Origin of the sequence: Enterococcus sp. DIV0691 (genome assembly GCF_051711145.1) — a bacterium.
Classification (GTDB): domain Bacteria; phylum Bacillota; class Bacilli; order Lactobacillales; family Enterococcaceae; genus Enterococcus_B; species Enterococcus_B hirae.
The window spans coordinates 2,430,667-2,453,919 of the sequence record NZ_JBIOLY010000001.1; the positions used below are offsets into that span (position 1 = coordinate 2,430,667).

Annotated in this window: 21 protein-coding genes; 6 read left to right on the forward strand and 15 right to left on the reverse strand. The window is 36.3% G+C overall.

What is annotated here, in order from left to right; all coding sequences use genetic code 11:
* Window positions 1-33: 33 nt before the first annotated feature.
* On the forward strand, window positions 34-1,140 hold the full coding sequence (locus IGJ11_RS11175) for an NAD(P)/FAD-dependent oxidoreductase (RefSeq protein ID WP_207431576.1): 1,107 nt from the start codon (window positions 34-36) through the stop codon (window positions 1,138-1,140).
* A gap of 136 nt (window positions 1,141-1,276) precedes the next feature.
* Here IGJ11_RS11175 and IGJ11_RS11180 read toward each other — a convergent pair whose 3' ends face one another.
* The 6 genes from IGJ11_RS11180 to IGJ11_RS11205 form a co-directional block, all read right to left on the reverse strand.
* Complete coding sequence (locus IGJ11_RS11180; protein ID WP_010737115.1) at window positions 1,277-1,876, reverse strand: LysM peptidoglycan-binding domain-containing protein; 600 nt, start codon at window positions 1,874-1,876, stop codon at window positions 1,277-1,279.
* Window positions 1,877-2,581: 705 nt separating this feature from the next.
* Window positions 2,582-3,754 carry a tRNA epoxyqueuosine(34) reductase QueG gene (queG, locus tag IGJ11_RS11185; RefSeq protein WP_010720848.1) on the reverse strand — a complete coding sequence of 391 codons (1,173 nt, stop codon included), beginning with the start codon at window positions 3,752-3,754 and terminating at the stop codon, window positions 2,582-2,584.
* Window positions 3,755-3,778: 24 nt separating this feature from the next.
* Entirely contained in the window at window positions 3,779-4,525 is a 747-nt protein-coding gene (locus IGJ11_RS11190) for a hypothetical protein (protein WP_010720849.1), read from the reverse strand.
* Between the two features lie 304 nt (window positions 4,526-4,829).
* Window positions 4,830-5,780: a metal ABC transporter substrate-binding protein gene (locus tag IGJ11_RS11195; RefSeq protein WP_063627531.1), complete on the reverse strand. Its 951-nt coding sequence runs from the start codon at window positions 5,778-5,780 to the stop codon at window positions 4,830-4,832.
* A gap of 47 nt (window positions 5,781-5,827) precedes the next feature.
* Window positions 5,828-6,679 (reverse strand): metal ABC transporter permease, encoded by an 852-nt coding sequence (locus IGJ11_RS11200; protein WP_010720851.1) that lies wholly within the window; start codon window positions 6,677-6,679, stop codon window positions 5,828-5,830.
* Window positions 6,676-7,422: a metal ABC transporter ATP-binding protein gene (locus tag IGJ11_RS11205; RefSeq protein ID WP_207431574.1), complete on the reverse strand. Its 747-nt coding sequence runs from the start codon at window positions 7,420-7,422 to the stop codon at window positions 6,676-6,678. Before IGJ11_RS11205 ends, IGJ11_RS11200 begins: the two co-directional genes overlap by 4 nt.
* A 245-nt stretch (window positions 7,423-7,667) precedes the next feature.
* Here IGJ11_RS11205 and IGJ11_RS11210 point away from each other — a divergent pair, with 245 nt between their 5' ends.
* The gene (locus IGJ11_RS11210) at window positions 7,668-9,041 is read left to right on the forward strand and encodes an amino acid permease (RefSeq protein ID WP_010737111.1); all 1,374 of its coding nucleotides are present in this window, start codon (window positions 7,668-7,670) and stop codon (window positions 9,039-9,041) included.
* A gap of 232 nt (window positions 9,042-9,273) precedes the next feature.
* On the opposite strand, the gene IGJ11_RS11215 is transcribed toward IGJ11_RS11210, so the two are convergent.
* From IGJ11_RS11215 to IGJ11_RS11230, 4 genes are all read right to left on the reverse strand, one after another.
* Window positions 9,274-10,164, reverse strand: coding sequence for a LysM peptidoglycan-binding domain-containing protein (locus tag IGJ11_RS11215; protein WP_010737107.1), 891 nt, complete (start codon window positions 10,162-10,164; stop codon window positions 9,274-9,276).
* A gap of 113 nt (window positions 10,165-10,277) precedes the next feature.
* Window positions 10,278-10,448: a hypothetical protein gene (locus IGJ11_RS11220; protein ID WP_010720855.1), complete on the reverse strand. Its 171-nt coding sequence runs from the start codon at window positions 10,446-10,448 to the stop codon at window positions 10,278-10,280.
* A gap of 1 nt (window position 10,449) precedes the next feature.
* A complete protein-coding gene (locus IGJ11_RS11225; RefSeq protein WP_207431572.1) occupies window positions 10,450-11,121 on the reverse strand; it encodes an NAD(P)H-dependent oxidoreductase in 672 nt (223 codons plus the stop codon).
* Between the two features lie 77 nt (window positions 11,122-11,198).
* Window positions 11,199-12,104 carry an AraC family transcriptional regulator gene (locus IGJ11_RS11230; RefSeq protein ID WP_034699918.1) on the reverse strand — a complete coding sequence of 302 codons (906 nt, stop codon included), beginning with the start codon at window positions 12,102-12,104 and terminating at the stop codon, window positions 11,199-11,201.
* A 194-nt stretch (window positions 12,105-12,298) separates the two neighbouring features.
* Here IGJ11_RS11230 and IGJ11_RS11235 point away from each other — a divergent pair, with 194 nt between their 5' ends.
* Genes IGJ11_RS11235 through IGJ11_RS11245 form a run of 3 tightly spaced genes read left to right on the forward strand, consistent with a single transcriptional unit; the run spans window position 12,299 to window position 15,996 of the window.
* The gene (locus IGJ11_RS11235; RefSeq protein WP_034699920.1) at window positions 12,299-13,756 is read left to right on the forward strand and encodes a glycoside-pentoside-hexuronide (GPH):cation symporter; all 1,458 of its coding nucleotides are present in this window, start codon (window positions 12,299-12,301) and stop codon (window positions 13,754-13,756) included.
* Between the two features lie 15 nt (window positions 13,757-13,771).
* Window positions 13,772-14,806 (forward strand): aldose epimerase family protein, encoded by a 1,035-nt coding sequence (locus IGJ11_RS11240; protein ID WP_178287213.1) that lies wholly within the window; start codon window positions 13,772-13,774, stop codon window positions 14,804-14,806.
* A gap of 2 nt (window positions 14,807-14,808) precedes the next feature.
* Entirely contained in the window at window positions 14,809-15,996 is a 1,188-nt protein-coding gene (locus IGJ11_RS11245) for a galactokinase (protein ID WP_010720860.1), read from the forward strand.
* A 221-nt stretch (window positions 15,997-16,217) separates the two neighbouring features.
* Here IGJ11_RS11245 and IGJ11_RS11250 read toward each other — a convergent pair whose 3' ends face one another.
* The 5 genes from IGJ11_RS11250 to spxA form a co-directional block, all read right to left on the reverse strand.
* Window positions 16,218-16,685 (reverse strand): DUF4809 family protein, encoded by a 468-nt coding sequence (locus IGJ11_RS11250; RefSeq protein WP_178287211.1) that lies wholly within the window; start codon window positions 16,683-16,685, stop codon window positions 16,218-16,220.
* A gap of 542 nt (window positions 16,686-17,227) precedes the next feature.
* Window positions 17,228-19,042: an oligoendopeptidase F gene (pepF, locus tag IGJ11_RS11255; protein ID WP_034699929.1), complete on the reverse strand. Its 1,815-nt coding sequence runs from the start codon at window positions 19,040-19,042 to the stop codon at window positions 17,228-17,230.
* Between the two features lie 123 nt (window positions 19,043-19,165).
* Window positions 19,166-20,161: a competence protein CoiA gene (locus IGJ11_RS11260; RefSeq protein ID WP_207431569.1), complete on the reverse strand. Its 996-nt coding sequence runs from the start codon at window positions 20,159-20,161 to the stop codon at window positions 19,166-19,168.
* Window positions 20,162-20,261: 100 nt separating this feature from the next.
* On the reverse strand, window positions 20,262-20,909 hold the full coding sequence (locus IGJ11_RS11265; protein WP_010720865.1) for an adaptor protein MecA: 648 nt from the start codon (window positions 20,907-20,909) through the stop codon (window positions 20,262-20,264).
* Window positions 20,910-21,297: 388 nt separating this feature from the next.
* Window positions 21,298-21,696 (reverse strand): transcriptional regulator SpxA, encoded by a 399-nt coding sequence (gene spxA / locus IGJ11_RS11270; RefSeq protein WP_002296384.1) that lies wholly within the window; start codon window positions 21,694-21,696, stop codon window positions 21,298-21,300.
* Between the two features lie 778 nt (window positions 21,697-22,474).
* Between spxA and IGJ11_RS11275 the strand changes: the two genes are divergently transcribed.
* Complete coding sequence (locus IGJ11_RS11275; RefSeq protein WP_010720866.1) at window positions 22,475-23,182, forward strand: HAD family hydrolase; 708 nt, start codon at window positions 22,475-22,477, stop codon at window positions 23,180-23,182.
* Window positions 23,183-23,253 lie beyond the last annotated feature (71 nt).

Consider the following 23,253-nt stretch of genomic DNA (forward strand, 5'->3'; position numbering starts at 1 on the left):
AAATACAATTTGTAAGTAAAGGAGGAATCAAACATGGAAAAAATCGCCATTATCGGTGGTGGAATCATCGGTATGACATTAGCCAATTATGTAGATACCACAAAATACAGCATCACCTTATTTGACTATGGAATCGGTCAGGCAACCAAAGCAAGTGCGGGAATCATTTCTCCATGGTTATCCAAAAGAAGAAATAAAACATGGTATCGTTTAGCCAAAGACGGTGCGGCATTTTTCCCAAAATTAGTGCAAGATTTCGCACTTGATCCGACCATTTATGCTCGTTCCGGTACACTCTTGCTTCGACAAAAAGAACAATTAGCAGAATTACTTGATCTTGCAGAAGAACGAAAAAAAGAGGCACCTGAGATCGGAGAAATCCATTTATTAAAAGCGGATCAAACAGCTGATTTACTTCCTTTATTAAAACCGACCCCCTCTTTATTCATCACTGGTGGTGGCCGTTTAGACGGAAAAGCTTACCTTCATTATTTAACGGCACGCTTGAAAAGGGCTGGTGTAACAGTAATAAACGATAAGATTCGCCTACAAAAAAGGAGTGATGGTTGGCTGATCCTCGGAGAATTTGGTGAAGAACCGTTTGACCGTGTCATTTTGACTCCTGGACCTTCCTTGAAGTCTTTATTGGAACCATTAGGCTATCAGGTCGATCTTCGTCCTCAAAAAGGGCAGTTGATCGCTTTTACTACTCATCAGCTCCAAAGCCAAAAATGGCCTGTTGCCATGCTAGATGGAGAAGCAGACCTCATTCCCTTCAATGACGGAAAAATCTTATTGGGCGCTACACATGAAAATGAACAAGGATGGGATCTGACTCCTACTAATGAAGCATTTTTACAGTTGACTGAACAGACAAAAGCTTTTTTTGTACAACCAGAAAAATTACTTTCACAGCCTTATCAGTTACAAGTAGGAACGAGGGCATATACGTCTGATTTTGCTCCGTTTTTTGGTCCTTTATTCGATGAACCAAATCTGATCGTCGCAAGTGGACTCGGTTCTTCTGGTTTGACGACTGGTCCTTATATCGGTTATCTCTTAGCTGAATTTATAAACACTGGTACGTGGCATGGAACGGACTATCAAAAAGATCTCCATAACTACATCAAGAAAACCTAAGATGAACAAAGAGATAACTATTTCATTCATCTTTATTTTTTGTCATTACTGTCTCATCCCTAAACAGCAAAAAAACCAAGAAATCGAATGACACGATTTCTTGGTTTTGTCTTTTTATTAGTATTCAATAATCGACTTAGTACCAGCCGTTTGCTAACCAGAATGCTTGAGCAGCATCCCAAGAGCCATAACGTGATGATACATATTGATCAGCTACGCGTTCTTGGTTTGCAGCAGAGTAGTCACCATTTAAGTATGATGCATCTAATTGGTAACGTCCGATGTAACGGCCGTTAGTTGCTGTGTAAGAACCGCCTGATTCTTTATTCGCAATCCATTCTTTTGCAGAACTTGAATTGCTTGGAGCTGTTGCTGTTTGAGCAGCTGGAGCAGCAGGTGTTACTTCAACTGTTTTAACTGGAGCAACATATGTATGTTCTTCCGTTACTGTTTCAGTTGTTTTTGGTGCTTCGACTGTTTTTGCTGAAGCATCACTTGAAGTCGGGATCGTTAATTCTTCGCCAACATAGATGCGGTTGATGTCTTTGATACCATTTTTTTCAGCGATTGCATCGATCAATGAGTTATCTCCAACAAATTTTTGTGAGATTTTTGATAGTGAATCACCTGATTTAATTGTATAGACTTCGTCAGCATGAGCAGTTGTTCCTACAAACATTGCAGTTGCACCAGCAGCAAAAGTTGTTCCTAAAACGATCTTCTTAATTGAATTCATGTTTATCTCCTTTTTTTTCCATGTATTTATCAACGTCATTAACTTTATCATCTAGAAATATTTCATAGGTAAAAGAAATATGACATTTAATGACAAAATATCCCAATTTTTAACATTTGTAACATAACTCTGGACAAAAAAGTACGACTAAAGTCCTAGAACCCTTATCTCATAAGAAAGAAACCGTTTTTTAACATTTTCTTATAAAGTTTAGAAAATCTTATATTTTGTAATATTTCTAGTATTTTTTTTTAACTTTTTTGATTTTTTTGTTTAATTTATCCTTTTTTTTAGTAATTATGTGTCAAAACGACAAAAAATTGAGTAATTATTACAACCTTTACTAAAAAATTTTAGGATAAGTTTTTTAATATTTTTGAAATTTCTGGTATTTCTAGATTTTTTGCTAAAAAAAACCGATAGTATTCTATTTTTTGAACTGCTTCAATTACAAACGAGTCGAACATTCAGTGGATTATACTACTCTAAGTATTGAAATTTTCTAATACAGATTCTTTTTATTATTTAGTTATGATCCATTATTTTACTTTAATCAATAAAAAGACTAGAACAAACTAACTGTCCTAGTCTCTTTGTCGTACTACGCTTGTTTTAGCATAATACTCTATTTTTTTCTTATTATAGAAGTGAAAGGAATCTTGTACATAAAATTTTCTCTTATTCGCTCGGAGCTGACCGCTTCTTTCATGTCCTCTTTTTTCGCTTCGTTTTCTTGGCTAACATTTCTTGCGCTTCTATAATTTCTGTGATCACTTCTTGGTCTTCTTCGCGTTGTTTCATTTGCTCTAAAGTTTCCAACCATTTTTCTGGTTCTTTTCTACCTAAACGCCCAATCGACCAAGCAGCGGTTGCTCGAATAACCGGTCGAACATCACTTAAACAGCTTTCGATCTCAGGTAAAGCCGAAGTATCCCCAAGGTTTGCTAAAGCAATCAAAGCATTTCTTTGCAATGGTTTTTTCCCTCGCCATGAACCAGCTAAATGCCCAAACTGTTGTTTAAACTCTTTATTTGATAAAGAAAGCATTGGTTTTAATTTCGGATAGACTTCTTCTACTTTTGGTTCCATTTCTTCATGGAAATGGAAATCTTTCCCTTGATTATAAGGACAGACTAACTGACAGATATCGCACCCGTAAATGACATTTCGCATTTTTTTCCGATACTCATTTGGCATTAGCCCTTTGGTTTGGGTCTGATAAGATAAACATCTTTGTGCATTCATCCTGCCATCGCCTAACAAAGCTTTTGTCGGACAAGCTGTCACACAACGAGTACAATCACCACAGCCAAAAACACCTGGTTCATCAGGTTCAAATACGATATTGGTGACAATTTCTCCAAGATACACGAATGAACCGTATTCTTCTGTGATCAGCAACCCATTTCGACCAATAAATCCTAGTCCTGCTCTTTGTGCAACAGCCACATCTACTAATTCTCCAGTATCCACTTGTGGGGCAAACCGCCAAGCTTCTTCTTGTTGCCAGACACTTGCTCTGCTTTGGATAAAAGTAATCAATTGATTGAGACGGTCACGTAAAATATCATGGTAATCGATTCCCCAAGATGCCCGTGCAAATTGTCCTCTTTTTTCATCTTTTGGGACCTCTTCATGGATCTTGGTTGGATAAGCTAAAGCAATAGCGATAATCGATTGTGGGCGATCAAAAGTTTTTTCTAAATATAAACGTTCTTCAATCACTGGATGTTCAAATCCCGAAGTATGTCCAGCGGCTTTTTGTTCTTCTAAAGACTCTTTTAAATAATCAAAGGGTTCTGCCGTCGTAAAACCGATTTTATCAATACCTAAACGTTTGCTTTCTTCAATGATTTCTTCTTTTAAGGTTTTTGTCATCTTTTCCACCTATTCAAATAATTGCTAGCGACTATAAATTCCGTAATAAAGCCGATCTCTTTTTAGCTGGACAAATTGGATCTGTTGATCTGCGATCTTTCGTTCTTCCATCCATCTTTTTCTAGTAGCAAAGATTTCCCAATAGTTGAGAGACAACCATTTTCTTTGGTTATCTAGCGCTTGAAAAAAGTTGAGCGATACTGGCTTAGTATGCAACAATTCATGCAATCGAACCTGTTCTACTGCGGAAAAAGTGGATAAATCTCTGGAATATAATGTTTCTTCGTAGAGATTCTTTTGCTGCGAGTAGGTAAATGTTTGTGGAATATCTCCTGGGCGGGCAATCAAAACCAAACGATTATAGAATGTATTCATTAGTTTACTATTTGCAATAAACGAACTTTTATAATAAGCCGATTGAATTTTTTCAATGACCCCTTCTGTCCCCATTGTGGAAAATAATGCTGGCCATGCCTTGATATTGATTTCATTATTTTGTTTCACTAATACTCCTGGAATAAATCCAACAGAAGAAATCGAGACAAAATAACCAATTCCAGTCTGTTCATCTAATGGCTGAAATTCATCAAAAAGCCATTTCCCCGGATAACGTTCTTCTACATCCGATTCACTTGGACTTGCTATGAATAATTTAGCCATTTCTGTTTCAAGAAATTGAAGGTCTTGATCTTTATCAGAGCTATCCTGTTGTTCGATCACTTTAAGGATTTCTTCTTTGATTAGTTGTTTATCTTTACGCGTAAAATTCATAGCTTTACCTTCCTTTCTTATCTTTAACTATAACGGAAAACAACAAAAAAAGGTATCCGAAACTAACAAAAAGCAGACGTTTTTTTTATTTTTTTACTTGCAAAATAAGTGAGCCTTCGCTTGATTTACTTTCCACATAAATCAGGGTAAATGAATCCTCCTGCTTCTTGTTTTTTGAATCTTGATTTTTAGCATAAATAAGCCGAAGAAATCAAAATCTAACGAACTGATTTTGATCTCTTCGGCTGGCTATTTAGCACGCATTCTTTTCTAGTTTTTTTGAATGAAAGTTATTTTGTACCATTTATTTTTCTTGTGTCAACCCATCATGGATCGTTCGGATATTCCAGTCCATCATCTTATAATAAGAATCTCCTGGTTTGCCTTCCTTATCGATAGAGTCTGTATATAATCGATCATAGATAGCTACTCCCGTTTCTTTCGCTACACGTTCCATGCTTCTAGGATCAACACTTGTTTCGACAAACAAAGCGGGTACTGCAGAGTCTCTTACTTGATTGATGATCCGTTTCATTTGTTCAGGTGTTCCTTGACTTTCTGTATTGATTTCCCAGATATAACTTGCTGGGATTCCATAAGCTTTGGAAAAATATTTGAAAGCTCCTTCACTCGTTACTAATAATCTTTTGTCTTCAGGAATTGTTTGAAAGTTTGTTTTAGCTTTTTCATCCAATTCGCTCAACTTTTCAATATATTTTTTTGCGTTTTCTTCATAGACTGCTTTATTTTCAGCATCTTTTTCTGAAAAAATACGGGTAATTTCTTCTACATACTTCATCCCATTCGATAAATCTAACCAGGCATGAGGGTCAGCTTTACTCTTGGAAGTCCCACCTGATAAATAAATGGGTGTTACTTTTTTACTCACTGCAAAATAATCTTTCTCTTCTTTTTTATGTGTGGTTTCCATTAAATTTGTAAACCAGCCATTACCAGTTTCTAGATTTAGCCCATTATATAAAATCACATCGGCATCACTCGCTTTTTTGATGTCTTCTGGTAACACTTCATATTCATGAGGATCTGTTCCTACAGGCACGATACTATGAACAGCTACATGTTCCTTTCCTACTTCTTTTGCCATATCCGCTAAGATAGAGTTGGTTGCTACAACATTCAATGTTTCTTTAGTCGTTTCTTTATTAGCTTCCTGCTTTTCTTGACTGCCACAGCCCACTAACAAAAAGAAACTTGCGAACATTACCCAAAAAATCCGATAGTTATTGGTTTTCATCTCATTACTCCTTTTTTCAAATGATTTGTTTTACATGATCATTCTTTTTACTCGCTTTTTATGACCCGTTTATGAGCAAAAAAGATTCCCTTAGAAGGTGAAAAGCAAAATGCCAACAGAAAGAATAGCGCGCAAGCTAAAACGATGGTTGCACCGGAAGGCCAGTTATAGCTATAACTAAAAAATACCCCCAAGATTGCACTTAATACACCAACTGTTGATGAGATAGCAATCATTTTCACTAAACTATTCGTTAATAGATAAGCTGTAGCAGCTGGTGTGATCAACATCGCAATCACTAAGATCGTCCCTACTGTCTGTAAACTAACCACTGCGACTAACGTCAGGAAAAACATGAGCAAATAGTGGATCAAGGTAATATTTAGCCCATAAGCTTTAGCCATCATCGGATCAAAAGAAGTAATTTTGAGTTCTTTATAGAAAATGAACACAAACAATAACACAATACCGCTAACGATCGCCGTCATCTGCAGGTCGCTTTCTCTCACCGCTAACACATTTCCAAATAATATATGGTAAAGATCCGTAGCACTTTGGGCAAAAGAAATCAAAATGACTCCTAATGCAAAGAATGAACTAAAGACGATACCGATTGCTGTATCATTTTTTAATCGACTTCGTTGGGTGACAAAACCAATGAGCCCTGCCGTCAGCATGCCGAAGACCGTGGCACCTAAAATATAACTAAAGCCAAACATGTAAGAAATTGCTACTCCTGGTAAGACCGCATGTGAAATAGCATCTCCCATCAACGACATCCCTCGTAAGATGATAAAAGATCCGATCACCCCGGAAGCCAAACCAACGAGCATTGATGTGAACAATGCATATTGTAAAAACTGGTAGTTCATCATTCCTTCAATAAACGATTGGATCATTTTTCTTTTGCTCCTTTCACTAATTGCCCGATCACTTCACCATAAGCAATCTTCAGATTTTCTGAAGTAAATGTAGTTGCAACAGGTCCGGCAGCGATCAATTGCTGATTCAATAAAATCACTTCATCAAAATATTCTGTTACTTTGTGCAAGTCGTGATGAACAATGATGATCGTTTTACCTGCTGCTTTTAATTCTTTCAATATTGAAAAAATTTTTTTCTCACTTACGGCATCAATCCCTACAAATGGCTCATCAAGAAAAATCCATTCTGCTTGTTGCGCCAATGCGCGGGCAATAAAAACACGTTGTAACTGTCCACCCGACAATTCGCTTATTTGTCGCTTCCCATACGAAGCCATACCGACTTTTTCTAATGCTTGCTGTGCTCGTTCTTTTTCTTTTTTTCCCGGACGTTGTCCCAACCATAATGATGGATAAGTCCCCAATAAGACCACACCTAACACATCAATTGGAAAAGAGAGATCCAACTCATTTCGTTGTTCAACATAAGCGATTTTTTTACGTGCTTCTTTTAGCAATGAACCGCCAAAAGAAATTTCTCCAGATACTTTGGGAATCAAAGCCAGTATAGCTTTCATAAAAGTTGATTTTCCCGCACCATTTGGACCGATGATCCCAGTGATTTTTTTGGGTTGGATCATTACATCAATTTCGTTTAACGCTAACTTTCCTTGATAAGCAACGGTTAATTGCTGGATATTAATGATCGCTTCTGACACATTCTCCACTCCTTTTAGGTTTACCTAACTTTTTATTTAACTATAGTTTAACTAAAGACGAAAGCATTTTCAAGTATCCCGCATGATTTTTTTTACAAGAAAGGCTCGCAATTTGTGAGAACTTTCTGTAAAATCACATCAAGAGTTTTAAAAGCAAATTGTCTTTATTGATCATTTATTTGTTATTAATGTCTATCATTTATTCGTATTTGCTTGTTTTACTCAAAAATGAAAGGAGTTTTAGTATGGAAGAAGAAAAATTAACTCGAAGCCTTAGTGCCCGTCACATTCAGATGATTGCACTAGGAGGAACGATCGGCGTAGGATTGTTTATGGGTGCTTCCTCAACCATTCGTTGGACAGGTCCCTCAGTAATGGTTGCCTATGCTGTCGCAGGTCTCTTTCTTTATTTGATCATGCGAGCACTTGGCGAAATGCTTTATGTCGATCCTTCAACGGGTTCTTTTGCGAATTATGCTAGTAATTATCTTCATCCTGTCGCTGGTTATTTAACTGCTTGGAGTAACATCTTTCAGTTTATTGTTGTCGGGATCAGTGAAGTCATTGCAGTCGGTGAATATATGAATTATTGGTGGCCTCATCTGCCAACAATCATTCCTGGGATTGTCGTCATTCTCTTTTTGATGCTTGCCAACTTAGCTTCTGTTAAAGCTTTTGGTGAACTAGAATTTTGGTTTTCAATGATTAAAGTCGGCACGATCGTTTTGATGATTCTGGTAGGGCTAGGTGTCATCTTATTTGGCTTAGGAAATCAAGGCCAAGCAGTCGGGATCTCTAATCTTTGGAAAAACGGCGGTTTCTTTACCGGCGGAGTAAAAGGTTTCTTTTTTGCGCTATCCATTGTTGTTGCATCTTATCAAGGAATCGAGCTGATCGGAATGGCCGCTGGAGAAGCTGCAAATCCGAAAAAAACGATCGTTGAAGCTGTTCAATCAACTATTGGACGAATCTTGATTTTTTACATTGGTGCTATTTTTATTATCGTTAGTATCTATCCATGGAATCAATTAGGCACAATAGGTTCCCCATTTGTTCAAACATTTTCTAAAATCGGGATCACATTTGCTGCCGGATTGATCAATTTCGTCGTCTTGACGGCTGCCTTATCTGGGTGTAATTCGGGTATTTTCAGTGCCAGTCGAATGATCTACACCTTAGCAATCAATGGAAAAATGTCGAGGAAATTTTTAAAACTAACCCGTCATGGCGTACCTTTTTATCCAGTCGTAGCGATTTCTAGCGGGATATTGATTGGCCTAGTTTTAAATTACCTGTTACCTTTGTTTGTGAATCATGCAGAAAATATTTTCGTTTTTGTCTATAGTTCCAGTATTTTACCAGGGATGGTTCCTTGGGTAGTTATCTTACTTAGTGAGATCCAATTTAAAAAACAACACCCAGAAGAAATGAGAGATCATCCATTTAAAATGCCATTATCACCTTATACCAATTATCTTACTTTATTATTTTTAGCCATTGTCTTGATTTTTATGTTTATCAATCAAGAAACAAGAATTCCATTGATTATTGGTCTCGTGTTTTTGTGCTACATGACGATTCATTATTTTCTACGTGAACGAAGACTGAAAAGTCGCTAATCTTCATCAAAAAAGCAGGGCTTCCCATCAAATGGGACCCTGCTTTTTTATGGTCTAAAATAAAAAAATTTCTACGATTATTTATGTATCACTATCTTACTATTATCTATATCTTTTATTCAGTTCACGATGAACTTAAACAAACCATTTCAATTCAAAAAAATAAGCTAGTGTCCAATCAATTAATTGGTCGCTAGCTTATTTTTGCTGATCAAGGCATCTTGTCAGTGGCTTAATTCAATTTCAATACTTCTCCAGGACTGAAGAAATAGCTGTCCATCGTCATCCCATTCAATGATAAAAGCTTATCAACTGGTATCCCTGTACGTTCTGCAATCTGGTTTGGACCTTCTCCTTGTTGAACGACAGTAGTAGCAGCTTGTTCATTTGAAGTAGCACTTGCTGTCTGTCCTTCGGTTCCTTGGGTAGCTTGACTGGAAGATTGTGTCGTTGAGTCAGTCGTCTGAGAAACACTAGTTTCCGTTTCACTAGTTGTTTGACTGCTTGACGTTTCTGCTTGTACCGAAGCACTTGTTCGGAGATAGATATCAGAAATTTTAGCTACTTGTTCCGTATAATCTGCTGAAAGTTGGTTGATCCAATTTGCAAGATCTACACCTTCTTTGGTTGGCGCTGCTTGATACGTTGCTTGTAGTTTGCTGATCCCTTCATCAGAAATAGCTTGTAGCGCTCGAGCCTTTTGATTAGCAATCGCAGACAACCCCATCACACCGTTTTGATTGTTCTGAATCTCAGCTTGGTATTCTTCGATCAAACGAGGCGTTTGTTCTTCCAATTTCTTTGTATAATCTGTCATAATCGTTTGTAACTGATCCGTCAGTGTGCCTGTTTTCGATTCTTGAGTCGAACTTGCAGTTTCTTTATTTTTTGGTTTCGTTGTGGAAGAAGCTTTTTTTGTGGTAGTTTCGCTTGTTTTTGCGACCGAGCTTTCTGCACTCGAACTATTCTTTCCATGAAAATAAAGAGCTGTAACAGCACCTATAAGGACTAAGCAAACAGCAACAGCCGAACCAATTTTGATCAATCGGCGTTGCGTTTCTTTTTTCTGTTGTTGTCTACGAGCCATTCGGACATTGACTCTTTGCTCGTTTTCTTCGTTCATTTCTTTCACCACCCATTAGTATATAAAATAGCGTTCTCAATCCTACTTTAATCCCATTGTAGCAAATAATCATCATTCTGAACATTTTAAACTGTGTTATTTATAAACAAAACTCACCATTTTTGATGATTCCAGGATTCTCCATCGATTTCTCCTTGTAATTGGACTTTTCGTTCTGAAATTTCCAGTAAAAGTTTTTTTGTTTCATGCAACACAGCTTTTGTTTCATAATCTACCGATGTACTTAATTCTTCCAATTGTCGTACAAACCATTCTTCCGCCATTTTATTGCTCCTTTAATTCTTGTAAGATAAATGTGAGGTCTTCAATCTCTTCTTTTTCATTCTCTAAATAGTCGATTAAGAATGCTTGCTTAGTCTGATCTAGTTGTTGTAAAGAATGATTGCTGCTTAGTCGCTCAATAAACCAGTTTATTCGCTGGATCAAGGTCGGTTTGCCTACTAATGTCAGGTATTGTTGATACGCCACTAAACGCTCCCAACGCTTTTCTTCTGTTTGATACATGAATTGCGCCATCACAAATGGAGGTAAAAAAGTCATTTCAAACTTGTGGGCAATCCGCTGATACGGTCTTAATAATTCAGAAATGGTATATTCTTCTTTCCCGCCTGCTTGATATTCTTTTTCAGAAACGCCAGTTGTTACGACAATCCCTAATTCTTTGCCTTTAAGAAATTCGTCAGCGTGTTCCAATACAGTGTCCTCCCATAGTTTTAAATGAGCTGGCGCACTATACCAATACAAAGGGAATTGGAAGATGATCCGGTCATGTGTTTTTAATAATTCAAGTTCTGTATCACGATCAATCGTCCAATCTGGGTAATGTTTTTCCAAATGATGCCAAGTAACCGTTAAATTTTCAGTTGCTTCTTTGAAAAACTGTTGGTTCAATGATGTCTCAATCGTAGGATGACTAACGATAATCAAAGTTCTCATTTCTTGACTCCTCTTCATTCTTGCTATTTTCTAGTTTAGCACAGAACACAAAATGTCATTAGTCTCCTGCCTTATGGTTAGGTAGACCAGGAAACAATCTCTTGTTCTTCTAATTCTTTCTTCAAAGCACCTAATGAAAGGTTTTTGGACGCTTCATTTTTCATCCGTTTCCGATAATTTGTTGCTGTTTCTCCAGTTGTCTTTTTGAACATTCGGCTAAATACAACTAAACTATTAAAACCAACTTGATAAGCGATACTCTCTACTGAATCATCAGTCAACGATAATAAAAATGCTGCTCGGTTGATTCGCACGCCAATCAAATATTCTTTGATACTCGTTCCTAATTGATTTTTAAAGACTCTTGATAGATGACTCCGGTTGACTGACAGTTGTCGAGCAATTTCCTCTACTGTTAAATTTTCTGGATAGTGTTCTTCAATATACTTCACTGTTTCGATTGCTAGTGGCGAAGAAACCTTTTGATTTCCCAAACCGATTTTCCCGCCATCTTTTAGTAATACGGATAAAAAGCGATAAGTCAAAGCCGTCAATTCTAACTCATCTGCTAAACCGTCTTGTGAATAATGAAGACAGTCCAAAATAATATCTATATATGCCGAAATACCTGCAGAAACCATTGTATACTGATCTTCTTTGAATAAGGAACGTTCAATGATCTCTTTCGCTAATGGCCCACCAAAAGACAACCAACAGTAGACCCAAGGCTCTTCACCATCTGCTAAATAAAAAGTAGAATCCCCTGGCCGGATCAAAAACAGATCTCCTTTTTGCAATTGATATTGCTGTTCTTTCACATGGTAAGTTCCTTTACCTTCCATCACGACATGTAACACATAATCTTGTCTGATTGCTGGACCGAAAGAATGATATGGCAAAGTTTTTGAAAATCCACAAAAGTCAAAATAACACCCTTTAGCTAATTCTTGACGTTCTTTTTTTAAAAATATTGCTTGCTCCATCGCTCTCACTCCTTTGTTTTTACTTTACTCTTCTTGTTCTACAACGTGCAACAAAAAGTTAAATATTAGTCACAAAAATATATTCACCAGGAAGCGTTTTCTTGATAAAGTCAATAGTAGAAAAAGAACTTTTTTTATTTATTGTAACCGGTTAACTTTTTATTGTATATTTAACAAAGAAGGGATTAGATACTATGAAGAACAAAATGATACAACGGGTTTCTTATGCTTTAGGCGCATTCGGTCATGATACTTTTTATGTTACTCTCAGCACTTATTTTATGGTTTTTGTAACAAGCGAGATGTTTGCAGGTACAGATAAAGCAACTACTGCTCGAATGATCGCTACGGTGACCAGTTTAGTCGTTGGTATTCGTTTGATTGAAATCGTTTTCGATCCATTGATTGGCGGGATTATTGATAATACTCGGACAAAATATGGAAAATTTAAACCATGGCTGGTCATTGGTGGTTTAGTTAGTTCATTCCTTTTGATTTTTCTTTTTACTAATTTCTTTGGCCTTGCTACTCACAATACAACTTTGTTTATCATCCTTTTTACCATTGTTTTTGTATTATTAGATAGTTTCTATTCATTTAAAGATATTGCTTTTTGGTCAATGATTCCAGCTTTAAGTACTGAAACCAAAGAAAGAGAAAAATTCGCGACTTTTGCTCGATTCGGTTCTTCCTTAGGAGCAAACGGGACCACTTTGGTCGTCGTACCAATCGTCACATTTTTCACTTATTTAGTCACTGCTCATCATGTTGAAGGCGCTTCAGGTTGGTTCTGGTTCGGTGTGATTACCGCTGTGATCTCTGGAGGAACTGCAATTATTACAGCTTTAGGAACAAAAGAAGTCGACACGGCGATTCGTCAACAAAATGAAAAAGCAAGCATCAAAGATGTCTTTAAAGCAATTGCCCAAAATGACCAATTAATGTGGTTAGCACTTTCTTACATTGCTTATGCTATTGCCAATGTAGCAACAACTGCCGTTTTATTCTACTTTTTCAAATATGTCTTAGGTCAACCAACTCAATTCTGGATTGTCGGTTTAGTAGCAGCTTTACTTGGACTAGTCGCTGTGCCTTTATTCCCTGCTTTGACACGATTGATTTCTAGACGCTATGTCTATATCGGCGGTATTGCGATGATGATCAGTTCTTACTTCTTCTTCTCTATCGCAGGTACTAGCTTACCGATCGTGATCGTTGGACTTGTTTTATTTTACTTCCCACAACAGTTGATCTTTTTATCTGCCTTGATGACGATCACTGATTCTGTAGAATATGGACAATGGAAAAATGGGATTCGTAACGAAGCTGTGACTTTATCGATTCGCCCACTGCTCGATAAAATTGCAGGTGCTTTATCTAATGGGATCGTTGGGTTTGTCGCAATCGCAGCTGGTATGACTGGAAATGCTTCTGCTGCTGATATTACCAATCATGGGATCATGACTTTTAAAGCGTATGCATTTTATGTTCCTGCAGCATTGATGTTCTTTTCTGCCATCATTTTTGCTTGGAAGATCACTTTGACAGAGAAAAAACATGCGCAAATCGTCAAAGAACTAGAAAATAAATTAGCTTCACATGAAGAACTCGCATCTGAATTAGAAGATGACTTTATCATTCCACAACATTAAGAAAGGAATTATATTATGACGATTACAGAAAAAGACTTTGGTCAGGGGTACCATTTGATAACATTATCCAATACTCACGGACTTAAATTAGCCGTCACTGACTTAGGTGCACGGATCGTTCAACTAACTGCTAATGATCGGGAATTAATTTTAGGGTTTGACTCCGCACAAGAATATTTGACAAAAGATGCCTATATCGGAGCAACGATCGGACGAACAGCAGGTAGGATTGAAAAAGGCCAATTTTCTTTGAATGATCAAACCTATCAATTGAGTGTCGATCCTCAGACAGGGCATTCACTTCATGGAGGTACACCAGGATTTGAACAGAAAAAATGGACGTATCAACTAAGTGAAACAGACAAAGAAAGCTCAGTCACATTTACTACTACCAGTCCCGACGGAGAACATGGTTTTCCTGGAAATCTATCCGTAGAAGTTTGTTATACTTTGACAGAAGACAACATTTGGCGTGTTAGAACGCAAGCAATCAGTGATCAGGATACGCTTTTCAATCCGACCAACCACGTGTATTTCAATTTAAGTGGCGATGTAGAAGAATCAATTGATCAACATACGCTTTGGCTAGACAGTGAGTCTTTCGCTCCATTACGACCTGATAGTATACCAACTGGCGAAAAAGCGAGTGTTGCTCAAACACCTTTTGATTTTCAAACACCTCAAAAATTAGCCACCGTCTTTACTAGTCAATTTGAACAAAAACAACTTGTTGATGGGATCGATCATCCTTTCTTTTTAAATAACCCAGGTATGAATCATGTATCGGCTTATTTATTAAGTCCCGATGAACAAATCAAAGTAAGCATCATGACCGATTCACCTAGTGTTGTGATCTTCACTGCTAACTTTGGGCAAGACACCCCAGAAATGCATGGAAAGAAACTAGCCAACCATGGTGGTATCACGTTTGAGACTCAAATCGCTCCCGGAGCAGAACAGTATCCAGCTTTTGGAAATATTCATTTAACAGCACACACACCATTTGAAACAACTACAGAATTTAAAATCGACACAAGAGAGGGTATCTAACTATGGAAATCAAACGCAGTTTAAATACAAAATTCGCAGAAATCTTTGGACCTAAAAAAACCACACAATATTTTTCTCCAGGCAGAATCAACTTGATTGGTGAACATACAGATTATAACGGTGGTCATGTTTTCCCTGCCTCCATCACTTATGGCACACAAGGAGTTGCCGCACCTCGTGAGGATAATAAAGTATTGGTTTACTCAACAAACTTTGAAGACGACGGTGTCATCAGCTTTACTTTAGACCAACTTGATTACGACAAACAAGCAGGATGGGCAAACTATGTCAAAGGTATGATCGTTAAACTAAACGAAGCAGGCTACCCAATTGAACATGGTTTTGAACTCTTAGTTGAAGGGACGATCCCGAACGGTGCAGGACTTTCAAGTAGCGCTTCCTTAGAATTGTTAGTCGGTGTTGCCTTAGAAGACTTATTCCATTTATCCATTGATCGACTTGAATTAGTTCAAATTGGTAAAAAAGTAGAAAATGAATTTATCGGTGTCAACTCGGGGATCATGGACCAATTTGCGATTGGCTTTGGCGAATTAGACAAAGCTATTCTACTTGATACAAATACGTTAAAATATGAAATGGTTCCAGTAAAATTAGATGGCTATGCAGTAGTAATCATGAATACAAATAAACGTCGTGAATTAGCTGATTCTAAATATAATGAACGACGTAGTGAATGTGAAGAAGCACTAAAACGTCTCCAACAAAAATTAGCTATCCAAGCATTAGGTGATTTAGACGAAGAAACATTTGAAGCAAACATTGATTTGATTGGTGATGACACATTGATTCGTCGTGCTCGTCATGCAGTTACTGAAAACCAACGAACACTAGAAGCTAAAGCTGAACTGGTACAAGGAAACTTGGCTGCTTTTGGTCAATTATTAAATGCTTCACACGATTCGTTGAGACATGATTATGAAGTAACTGGTATCGAGCTTGATACATTAGTCGATGCAGCACAAAAACAAGAAGGTGTTCTAGGCGCCCGTATGACAGGAGCTGGCTTCGGTGGCTGTGCGATCGCATTAGTCAAAGAAGAAAATATCCCTAACTTTAAAAACAAGGTCTATGATGAATACTTAGACGTCGTTGGCTACGCCCCAGAATTTTATGTGGCACACATCGGCAATGGTACTACAAAGATTATGGAAGAAAGTGTTTCAGCTTAATCCAATGAAAGAAATGTAAGGTAGTTCAACGTTACGTTTCAAAAGGATAAAGCAAAAGTAAGATCGTCACTTTTCAAAAAAACAAATAATCATGAAATGCTACCTGAAAATAAGTGTCAAAATAAAGACCGACCGTCAAAAGTTCATTTAAACAACTTTTGGCGGTCGGTCTTTTTGCAGCTAATTTTCTCACCATATCCATTTCAATAAAACATCTACTATTATTGAAATAAATACGCATGATCCGTTTGATCTTCGATTCGTTTTTGCCATTCAGGATCATGTTTTGGTACAGTGGCTATTTCTTTAAATTTGTATGGTCCTAATTCAAAAAACTGTTGAAGGATCTGATTAACTTGCTCAAATAAGGCTGGACGCTCCATCCTATTTTTGACGGTCAGTTGCTGATCAGCTGTACAAAAAGTCACATTCCCTAATTCTTCAGAAACATTGATCGTCTTGCCCGCTCTACTCAACTGGCGAATTTCTCCTAACATTTCATAGATGTCCTCACCTTCATATCCTTCTAGTAGTGCTAGACTGTCAACTAACGAACCCACAGTCAAATCAGCGATGATTGCTGTTTTCGTTCCTAATTGCAGCGAATAGATCGCAGCATCTACGATACCACAGGCATTACAACCACCTTCTGTTAACTCACTTTTTCTAGTGATTTGTACTTCCATCATTTCTGGGACACCTTCTTCCTATTATAGCTCTGTTTTTTATTCTTCGCGTTCTTTGCTCTTCTTTTCTTCATTTCCAAGCGAGCAGCTTCTCGCAGACAACGTACATGACAATTGACATAAGTTAACACTACTTCATCTGACTCTTGTTCAAATCCCCAAAAAGACATATTCATCCTTCCATTTCTTTTTTGAATGTGTATGGTACAAAAATATTGTGCAACTTCTCTGACAATAAGAAAAATTTTGGCTTATTTCATAGAGTTGACACTTGAATACCATCTATGTATTTTTAGAAGTATTGATAGGCATCTCCAACATCTATCAGACAAATTATTTTCTATAGCATAAGAAAAAATAAAATTTACGTCAATATAAACAAGCAACTATAAAAAAATAAAATGCTCTTATTTATTTTAATTATGAGGTAAATAACTAAAACCCACAGAAATCCACATAGGACTTTTGTGGGTTTCAGCTATTTAGATCAGATAAAAGAAACAGAAGCTATCTGTTGATAATCAACGCATGCTTGTCTCGAACACTTATGACAATTTTTCAACTAGTTCCTCTAATTCATTTAATCGTTGTTCAAACTTAGTCATAGCTGATTCGATATAATCAGCTTTTGTCATGTCGACGCCTGCTTTTTTCATGACTTCAACTGGGTAATCACTATTTCCTGATTTCAAATAAGTAAGGTATTTTTCTAGAGCATCTGGCTCTTGACCCCAAATTTTCTGCGCCAAAGCAGAGGCAGCTGAAAAGCCTGTTGCATATTGATAAACATAATAATTATAGTAGAAATGTGGGATACGAGACCATTCATATTTGATTTCCGGATCTTTTTCTACCGCTGATCCATAATATTTGGCATTCAATTCCCCATAACTGTCGCTTAGATATTCACTGGTCAAAGGTACACCTTTGGCATCTTCTTCATGCATGAAATGCTCAAATTCTGCAAATTGTGTTTGTCTGAAAATCGTTCCTTTGAATCCATCAAGATAATGATTCAAGACATATGCGCGAACACGTGGATCTTGTTCAGTTTCAAGCAAGTATTCTGTCAAAATATTTTCATTAGTTGTTGAAGCAATCTCTGCTAAGAAAATGGAATAATCACCGTAAACAAACGGTTGATTTGAACGAGTAAAGTAACTATGCACACTATGTCCCATTTCATGTACGAGCGTAAATAATTGATCCAACGTATCATGCCAGTTCATTAAAATATAAGGATTGGTATCATAGCTTCCTGAAGAATAAGCGCCACTTCGTTTCCCTTTATTTTCGACCACATCGATCCAACGGTCAGCAAAAGCTTTTTCTACCACTGACAGATATTCTTCCCCCATTGGTGCCAAAGCTTCCAAAGCTTTCTGTTTCGCTTCTTCGTAAGTGAACTTGATAGGAGCTTCTCCTAATACTGGTGTATATAGATCATACATATGCAGTTTTTCTACATTTAAAAGACGTTTGCGTAATTCCATATAGCGATGCAATAGCGGAAGATTTTTATTGACTACTTCAATCAATGTATCATAAACGCTTTCTGGGATATGATTGTTGCTCAAAGAAGCTTCTCTAGCAGAATGATAATGGCGAATTTTTGCTTTGTAATTGTGCCCTTTGATATGGGTACTCAATGTTGAAGCAAACGTATTTTTAAATTGATCATAGACACGATAAAGCCCTTTGAATGCAGCTTCTCTAACTGTACGATCTGTGCTTTCCATCAATTGACCATAGACACCATGAGAAAGCTGGATTTTTTTCCCATCTTCTCCCACGATTGTAGGAAACTCTAGATCGGCATTGTTTAAAACAGCAAATGTATCACTGGAAGCGCCAAAAATTTCTCCTGCTCCAGCTAGTAATGATTCTTGTTCTGCAGATAATATATGCGCACGATTATCCACCATTTGTTTTACGTAATGACGATATAGTTCTAACTTCGGCTCTTGCTCAAAATACTGCCAAATCTGCTCATCCGAAAGTTGAAGGACTTCTGGTTCATACCAAGAGACTGCTTCACTTACTTTAGAAAATAAACTTCCTGCTCTCGCATATAACGCTTGATAAGTCGTATTTGCTGTATCTTGGTCATTTTTTAAATGAGCATAGACATAAATGAGTTCCACTTTTCGGTAAACATCTAAAACAAATTCAAGCGCATTCAGAAATTCTGTCGCACCCTTTGCTAATGTTCCTTTATATTGATCGGAATTTTTTAATTCTTCTGTTAATTCTTGGTATTTTTCATCAAATTCTTGATCGCTAGAAAAGATTTTGGTGAGATCCCAAGTCAGTTCTTCAGGCAATTCTTCTCGTTTTGGTAATTGGGTCGTTTCACTCATTTAATACACTCCTTTATTGTTTTCACTCTTTTTTTCTAATTCATATTGAAAATAGAAAAATGAATAAGCCTACTAAAATCAGCTACTCTTAATTAGTGTATCATAATTTATTTCTGTTTGACATCAAGAATATCTCCTCACACTCCTGGTAAAGTAATCGGAAAATCTTTTTCTTATCAACCATTGGATAAAGCCAAGTTGTTTTATTTGGTTCAATTTTTTGGAGCCAATTGAGATACTTCCATTGTTTGCTTCTGCCTGCTTGTTCACTGATGATTTCTTCAAATAAAAGACGATAAAAGAAGACTTTTTCTTGAAAATAAAAAAAAATCGACTTTCTGCGTACATCCATGGAGATAAATAAAGTAAATTTTTTTTTCTAAGATAGAATTGTTTTTGTAAATGAACGTATTTAGACTGACGATAGTATAATTTTTTTTGTAACCATTTTTGACAGCCAACATTAGTAAGAACTTTTTGCCGATTTTGATTCTCCATCTGTTTTTCTAATAGACTTACAGGAGATTCACTAAAGAAAGGCCAGCTGATTGTTTCATAGGTTACTGTTCCAGAAAATAATTCTGCCAAATGACAAAACAAATATAATCTTTTTTCTAGCCAATCGATTTTCCATAAATGAGTGCCCATAGTGTCATTGTACATACAAAAGTACTTTTCTCTCGTTTTTAAACGATCATTTTTGAAAAAAGCAGAACCTAAGATCCACCAAACACGATAGTTTTTGCTTAGATATCCTTTTGTTCGTTCTTTCATCCGTTCATAAGCGAGAACTGAACACTGAATTTCTATGGCTAGATCCCCGCAAAGGATATCTGGTCTTTGTCGAAGGGTTGGTAAATAGGCTTCTAAGACAGGCGGATGAGTAACAAATTGTCTACACCACTCAAAAAAATATTTTTTGAGTTGGAGATGCTCTATTGTTTCTTTCTCACTAAAACCAAAGCAATCCTGTAAATTTTTGTGAGCAAAATGTGCTGTTTTTTGCTGCCCAGTTTTTAATATCACTGGTTCCTTACAAGCTGGGCAGAAAAGACTTTGCCGTTTCGTACATGTTGTAGCCAGAAATCTTTTTCCATGTTTATCGATTGCAACCATCATAAATTAGCTGACCCCCTTCTAAAAGAAAATACGTCAAAAAAAGAACCTGATCATTTTCATTGATCAGATTCTTCAAATTGTTTCTTTGATTATTTGCTGCTTACGCAAAATAAAATTTTGTACGTTCCAAAGCATTTCGTTCCATAAGTAATTGCGCATATTCGTTCAATGTTTCAATGGTCCGATCGCTTCTTTCTGCAAACTCTAAAATTCGAGCTACTTCATTAGCGACATCTGTTTGGTTTAAATCTTCCATCCAAAAATGTACGGCTAAATAGTAGATACCATCTAGTAAATACAAATCTGTCCAGGCTGATTCCAACTCGACATCATTGGCTAGTTGAATCATTTGTTCAAAGTCTTCAAAAGCAAAAATCGCTTGGTGTTCTGTTTCATCGGAAATGCGTTCAGTCGTTTCTTCTTCATTATTTAAGATTTGTTGCTGGATAAATTCAGTTACATCATCAGAATCTAAAGAGTCTTCGTCTTCTTGGAGCATTTCTTCATTCGGTAAGTTTTTACTAATAAAAAGTTCTAAACCGTCTCCTTTAGGAAGCACTTGAAATGTAACAGCTTCGCTACTGCGGAACTCATCTTCAATATCAACTTCTTCTAAAATACTGTAGAAAAAATTTTCGATCTCTCTATGGTTACCAAGCAAGTCTAAAAATGAGACGCCTCGCTCTTCTAAATCTTCATGACCGATCATTACTCGGATCGTATTTTCATTAATATGTTCCATTTCCATCTGGCTACACCTCACTTTGCCACAACTATCAATATAACTTCATTGTAGCGAAATAAGCTTAAATGTAAAGAAAAAAAATTACCATTTAAAATCAAAATAAGTTTTTAATTTAACCTTGACATCATTTTTTTCACTTAGCTAAACGTAAAAAAGAGCTTAGGACAAAAAGCCACTCCTAATGCGAGAACGAATAAACGGCATTCAAAAAGTAATCCTTAACAATAAATCGAATTTTTGATACCAAGTATTTTGGTCTTCTCAAATCTTGCTATCACCCAAAGAGTAAAATTCCTTTGCATGTTACATCTAGTTATATGTACTTTCTATTCTGGTAAAAAAAAACTTAGAAAAACTACAAAAATAGTTTTTCTAAGTTAACGTTTATTTTCTATAATCCAGCCATTAATTGTGCTTGACGCAATTCCAATTGACGTACATCACGTGGTAAGAAACGACGGATTTCATCTTCATTGAAACCAACTTGTAGGCGTTTGTCATCGATCATAATCGGACGACGCAACAATCCAGGGTTATTTTGAACGAGTTCTAACAGTTCTTGCAATGGTAAATCATCAAGATCCATGTTTAGTTTTTGGAAAACTTTTGAACGTGTTGAAATAATTTCTTCTGTGCCATCTTCAGTCATTTGTAAGATTGCCTTTAATTCTGAACTATTTAATGGTTCAGAAAAGATATTTCGTTCAACAAATGGAATTTGATGTTCTTGTAACCACGCACGGGCCTTTCTACAGGAAGTACAACTTGGGGAAGTATATAGTGTTAACAACGTGCACCACTCCTTTTCATGACTAATGTCACTTTTTTGTAACAGAAGATCATTATAATCTTCCATCTGTTTCTATTATACATAATCAACTTTTAAATAGCTAGCTTTTTTCATAATATTTTATCAAAAAAATGAAAGTTATCTAAGATTTATATTCCGTAAAACCAACACTTTACGTTTAGTTAGCAATTAAAAAATGAGAGTTTTCAAATTTAATTCAAATATAACCTGCCATTGAAACAGGCTTTAAAGTTGTACTATTATTTTATTACTCACCCCGCAAAAAAACGGTTTCTTTGAAAAAATTATGTTTTTTATTTCTGTCTGCTTTATTTTGTTTGCTATTACAACAGTCCTTTTAATTGAACCTAACCCTTATTTTGTCCGCTAATTAAGCACCCTTTTATATTACAATGGTTATAAAATGAAAATCACTACAAAACGCCTTATCGTCATCATTAAGTGTTATTTTATATTTTAATCATTTTCGTTTTTCTGTATTAAAAAAAACATTCTTTATCAAGTAAAATAGGATTATTCTATTAAAATTAGTCAGAATTTCGTTTCATTGAGGATTAATTTATTCATCAGATAATCAAATGATATTCAATTTTACTATTTTAGTGAAAAAAACTGAAACTTAAAAAGCTTATTCTGTCAAGAAAAGCGAAATATAGTAATAAAAACCTTTATTTAACAACGTTTTAACCGGTATTTTTCTGATACAATAGTCGAGGATTTATGAAAAAAATGATGAAAACCGAAAGGCGTGTAGAATTTGATTAAGTCAGTTGTTTTTGACGTTGATGATACGATGTACGATCAACAACAGCCATTTAGAAATGCGGTAAAAAAAGTAGTACCGCTTGTTTCAGATATAGATATGGGACCATTATATCTCCGGTTCCGTCATCACAGTGATGAAAATTTCCCTAAAGTGATGGCAGGAAAATGGACCTTGGAGTATATGCGTGCACATCGAATCAGCCAATCACTAAAAGACTTAGATTATCCACATATTACTGAAGAAGAAGGTCTTTATTTCCAACAAGTTTATGAAGAAGAATTAGATAATATCTGTCTTCATGAGGAAGTAAAGAAAACATTGGACTTCTTGACTGAAATGAATATCCCTCTCGGAATCATTACCAATGGTCCCACCGATCATCAAACCAAAAAATTGAATCAACTTCAATTAGCAAACTGGATTCCTTCACAGCATATGATCGTTTCGCAAGCAACAGGATTTCAGAAACCAGAAAAAGAGATTTTTCAACTTGCTGAAGAACGTTTCAATCTAACTGCAGAAGAAACTCTATATGTAGGCGATAACTACGACAATGACGTATTAGGTGCTAAAAGAGCTGGTTGGCAAGCGCTTTGGTTTAACCATCGCGAACGAAAAGTTGATGGTCCATTGAACTGTGATATCGAAATCACCTCATTTGATCAATTATTAGAAACGATGAAAGTAATTTTCAGCTAAAGCATCCATGCACAGCTCCTAGCAAAACAAATAACTAAAAAACTCTCGAAACATAATCTTGTTTCGAGAGT

What these genes read in the sequence shown, in the direction of transcription:
- IGJ11_RS11175 (WP_207431576.1), top strand. Translation starts at nt 34, where the DNA reads ATGGAAAAAATCGCCATTATCGGTGGTGGAATCATCGGTATGACATTA.
- IGJ11_RS11180 (WP_010737115.1), bottom strand. Translation starts at nt 1,876, where the DNA reads ATGAATTCAATTAAGAAGATCGTTTTAGGAACAACTTTTGCTGCTGGT.
- queG (WP_010720848.1), bottom strand. Translation starts at nt 3,754, where the DNA reads ATGACAAAAACCTTAAAAGAAGAAATCATTGAAGAAAGCAAACGTTTA.
- IGJ11_RS11190 (WP_010720849.1), bottom strand. Translation starts at nt 4,525, where the DNA reads ATGAATTTTACGCGTAAAGATAAACAACTAATCAAAGAAGAAATCCTT.
- IGJ11_RS11195 (WP_063627531.1), bottom strand. Translation starts at nt 5,780, where the DNA reads ATGAAAACCAATAACTATCGGATTTTTTGGGTAATGTTCGCAAGTTTC.
- IGJ11_RS11200 (WP_010720851.1), bottom strand. Translation starts at nt 6,679, where the DNA reads ATGATCCAATCGTTTATTGAAGGAATGATGAACTACCAGTTTTTACAA.
- IGJ11_RS11210 (WP_010737111.1), top strand. Translation starts at nt 7,668, where the DNA reads ATGGAAGAAGAAAAATTAACTCGAAGCCTTAGTGCCCGTCACATTCAG.
- IGJ11_RS11215 (WP_010737107.1), bottom strand. Translation starts at nt 10,164, where the DNA reads ATGAACGAAGAAAACGAGCAAAGAGTCAATGTCCGAATGGCTCGTAGA.
- IGJ11_RS11220 (WP_010720855.1), bottom strand. Translation starts at nt 10,448, where the DNA reads ATGGCGGAAGAATGGTTTGTACGACAATTGGAAGAATTAAGTACATCG.
- IGJ11_RS11225 (WP_207431572.1), bottom strand. Translation starts at nt 11,121, where the DNA reads ATGAGAACTTTGATTATCGTTAGTCATCCTACGATTGAGACATCATTG.
- IGJ11_RS11230 (WP_034699918.1), bottom strand. Translation starts at nt 12,104, where the DNA reads ATGGAGCAAGCAATATTTTTAAAAAAAGAACGTCAAGAATTAGCTAAA.
- IGJ11_RS11235 (WP_034699920.1), top strand. Translation starts at nt 12,299, where the DNA reads ATGAAGAACAAAATGATACAACGGGTTTCTTATGCTTTAGGCGCATTC.
- IGJ11_RS11240 (WP_178287213.1), top strand. Translation starts at nt 13,772, where the DNA reads ATGACGATTACAGAAAAAGACTTTGGTCAGGGGTACCATTTGATAACA.
- IGJ11_RS11245 (WP_010720860.1), top strand. Translation starts at nt 14,809, where the DNA reads ATGGAAATCAAACGCAGTTTAAATACAAAATTCGCAGAAATCTTTGGA.
- IGJ11_RS11250 (WP_178287211.1), bottom strand. Translation starts at nt 16,685, where the DNA reads ATGATGGAAGTACAAATCACTAGAAAAAGTGAGTTAACAGAAGGTGGT.
- pepF (WP_034699929.1), bottom strand. Translation starts at nt 19,042, where the DNA reads ATGAGTGAAACGACCCAATTACCAAAACGAGAAGAATTGCCTGAAGAA.
- IGJ11_RS11260 (WP_207431569.1), bottom strand. Translation starts at nt 20,161, where the DNA reads ATGATGGTTGCAATCGATAAACATGGAAAAAGATTTCTGGCTACAACA.
- IGJ11_RS11265 (WP_010720865.1), bottom strand. Translation starts at nt 20,909, where the DNA reads ATGGAAATGGAACATATTAATGAAAATACGATCCGAGTAATGATCGGT.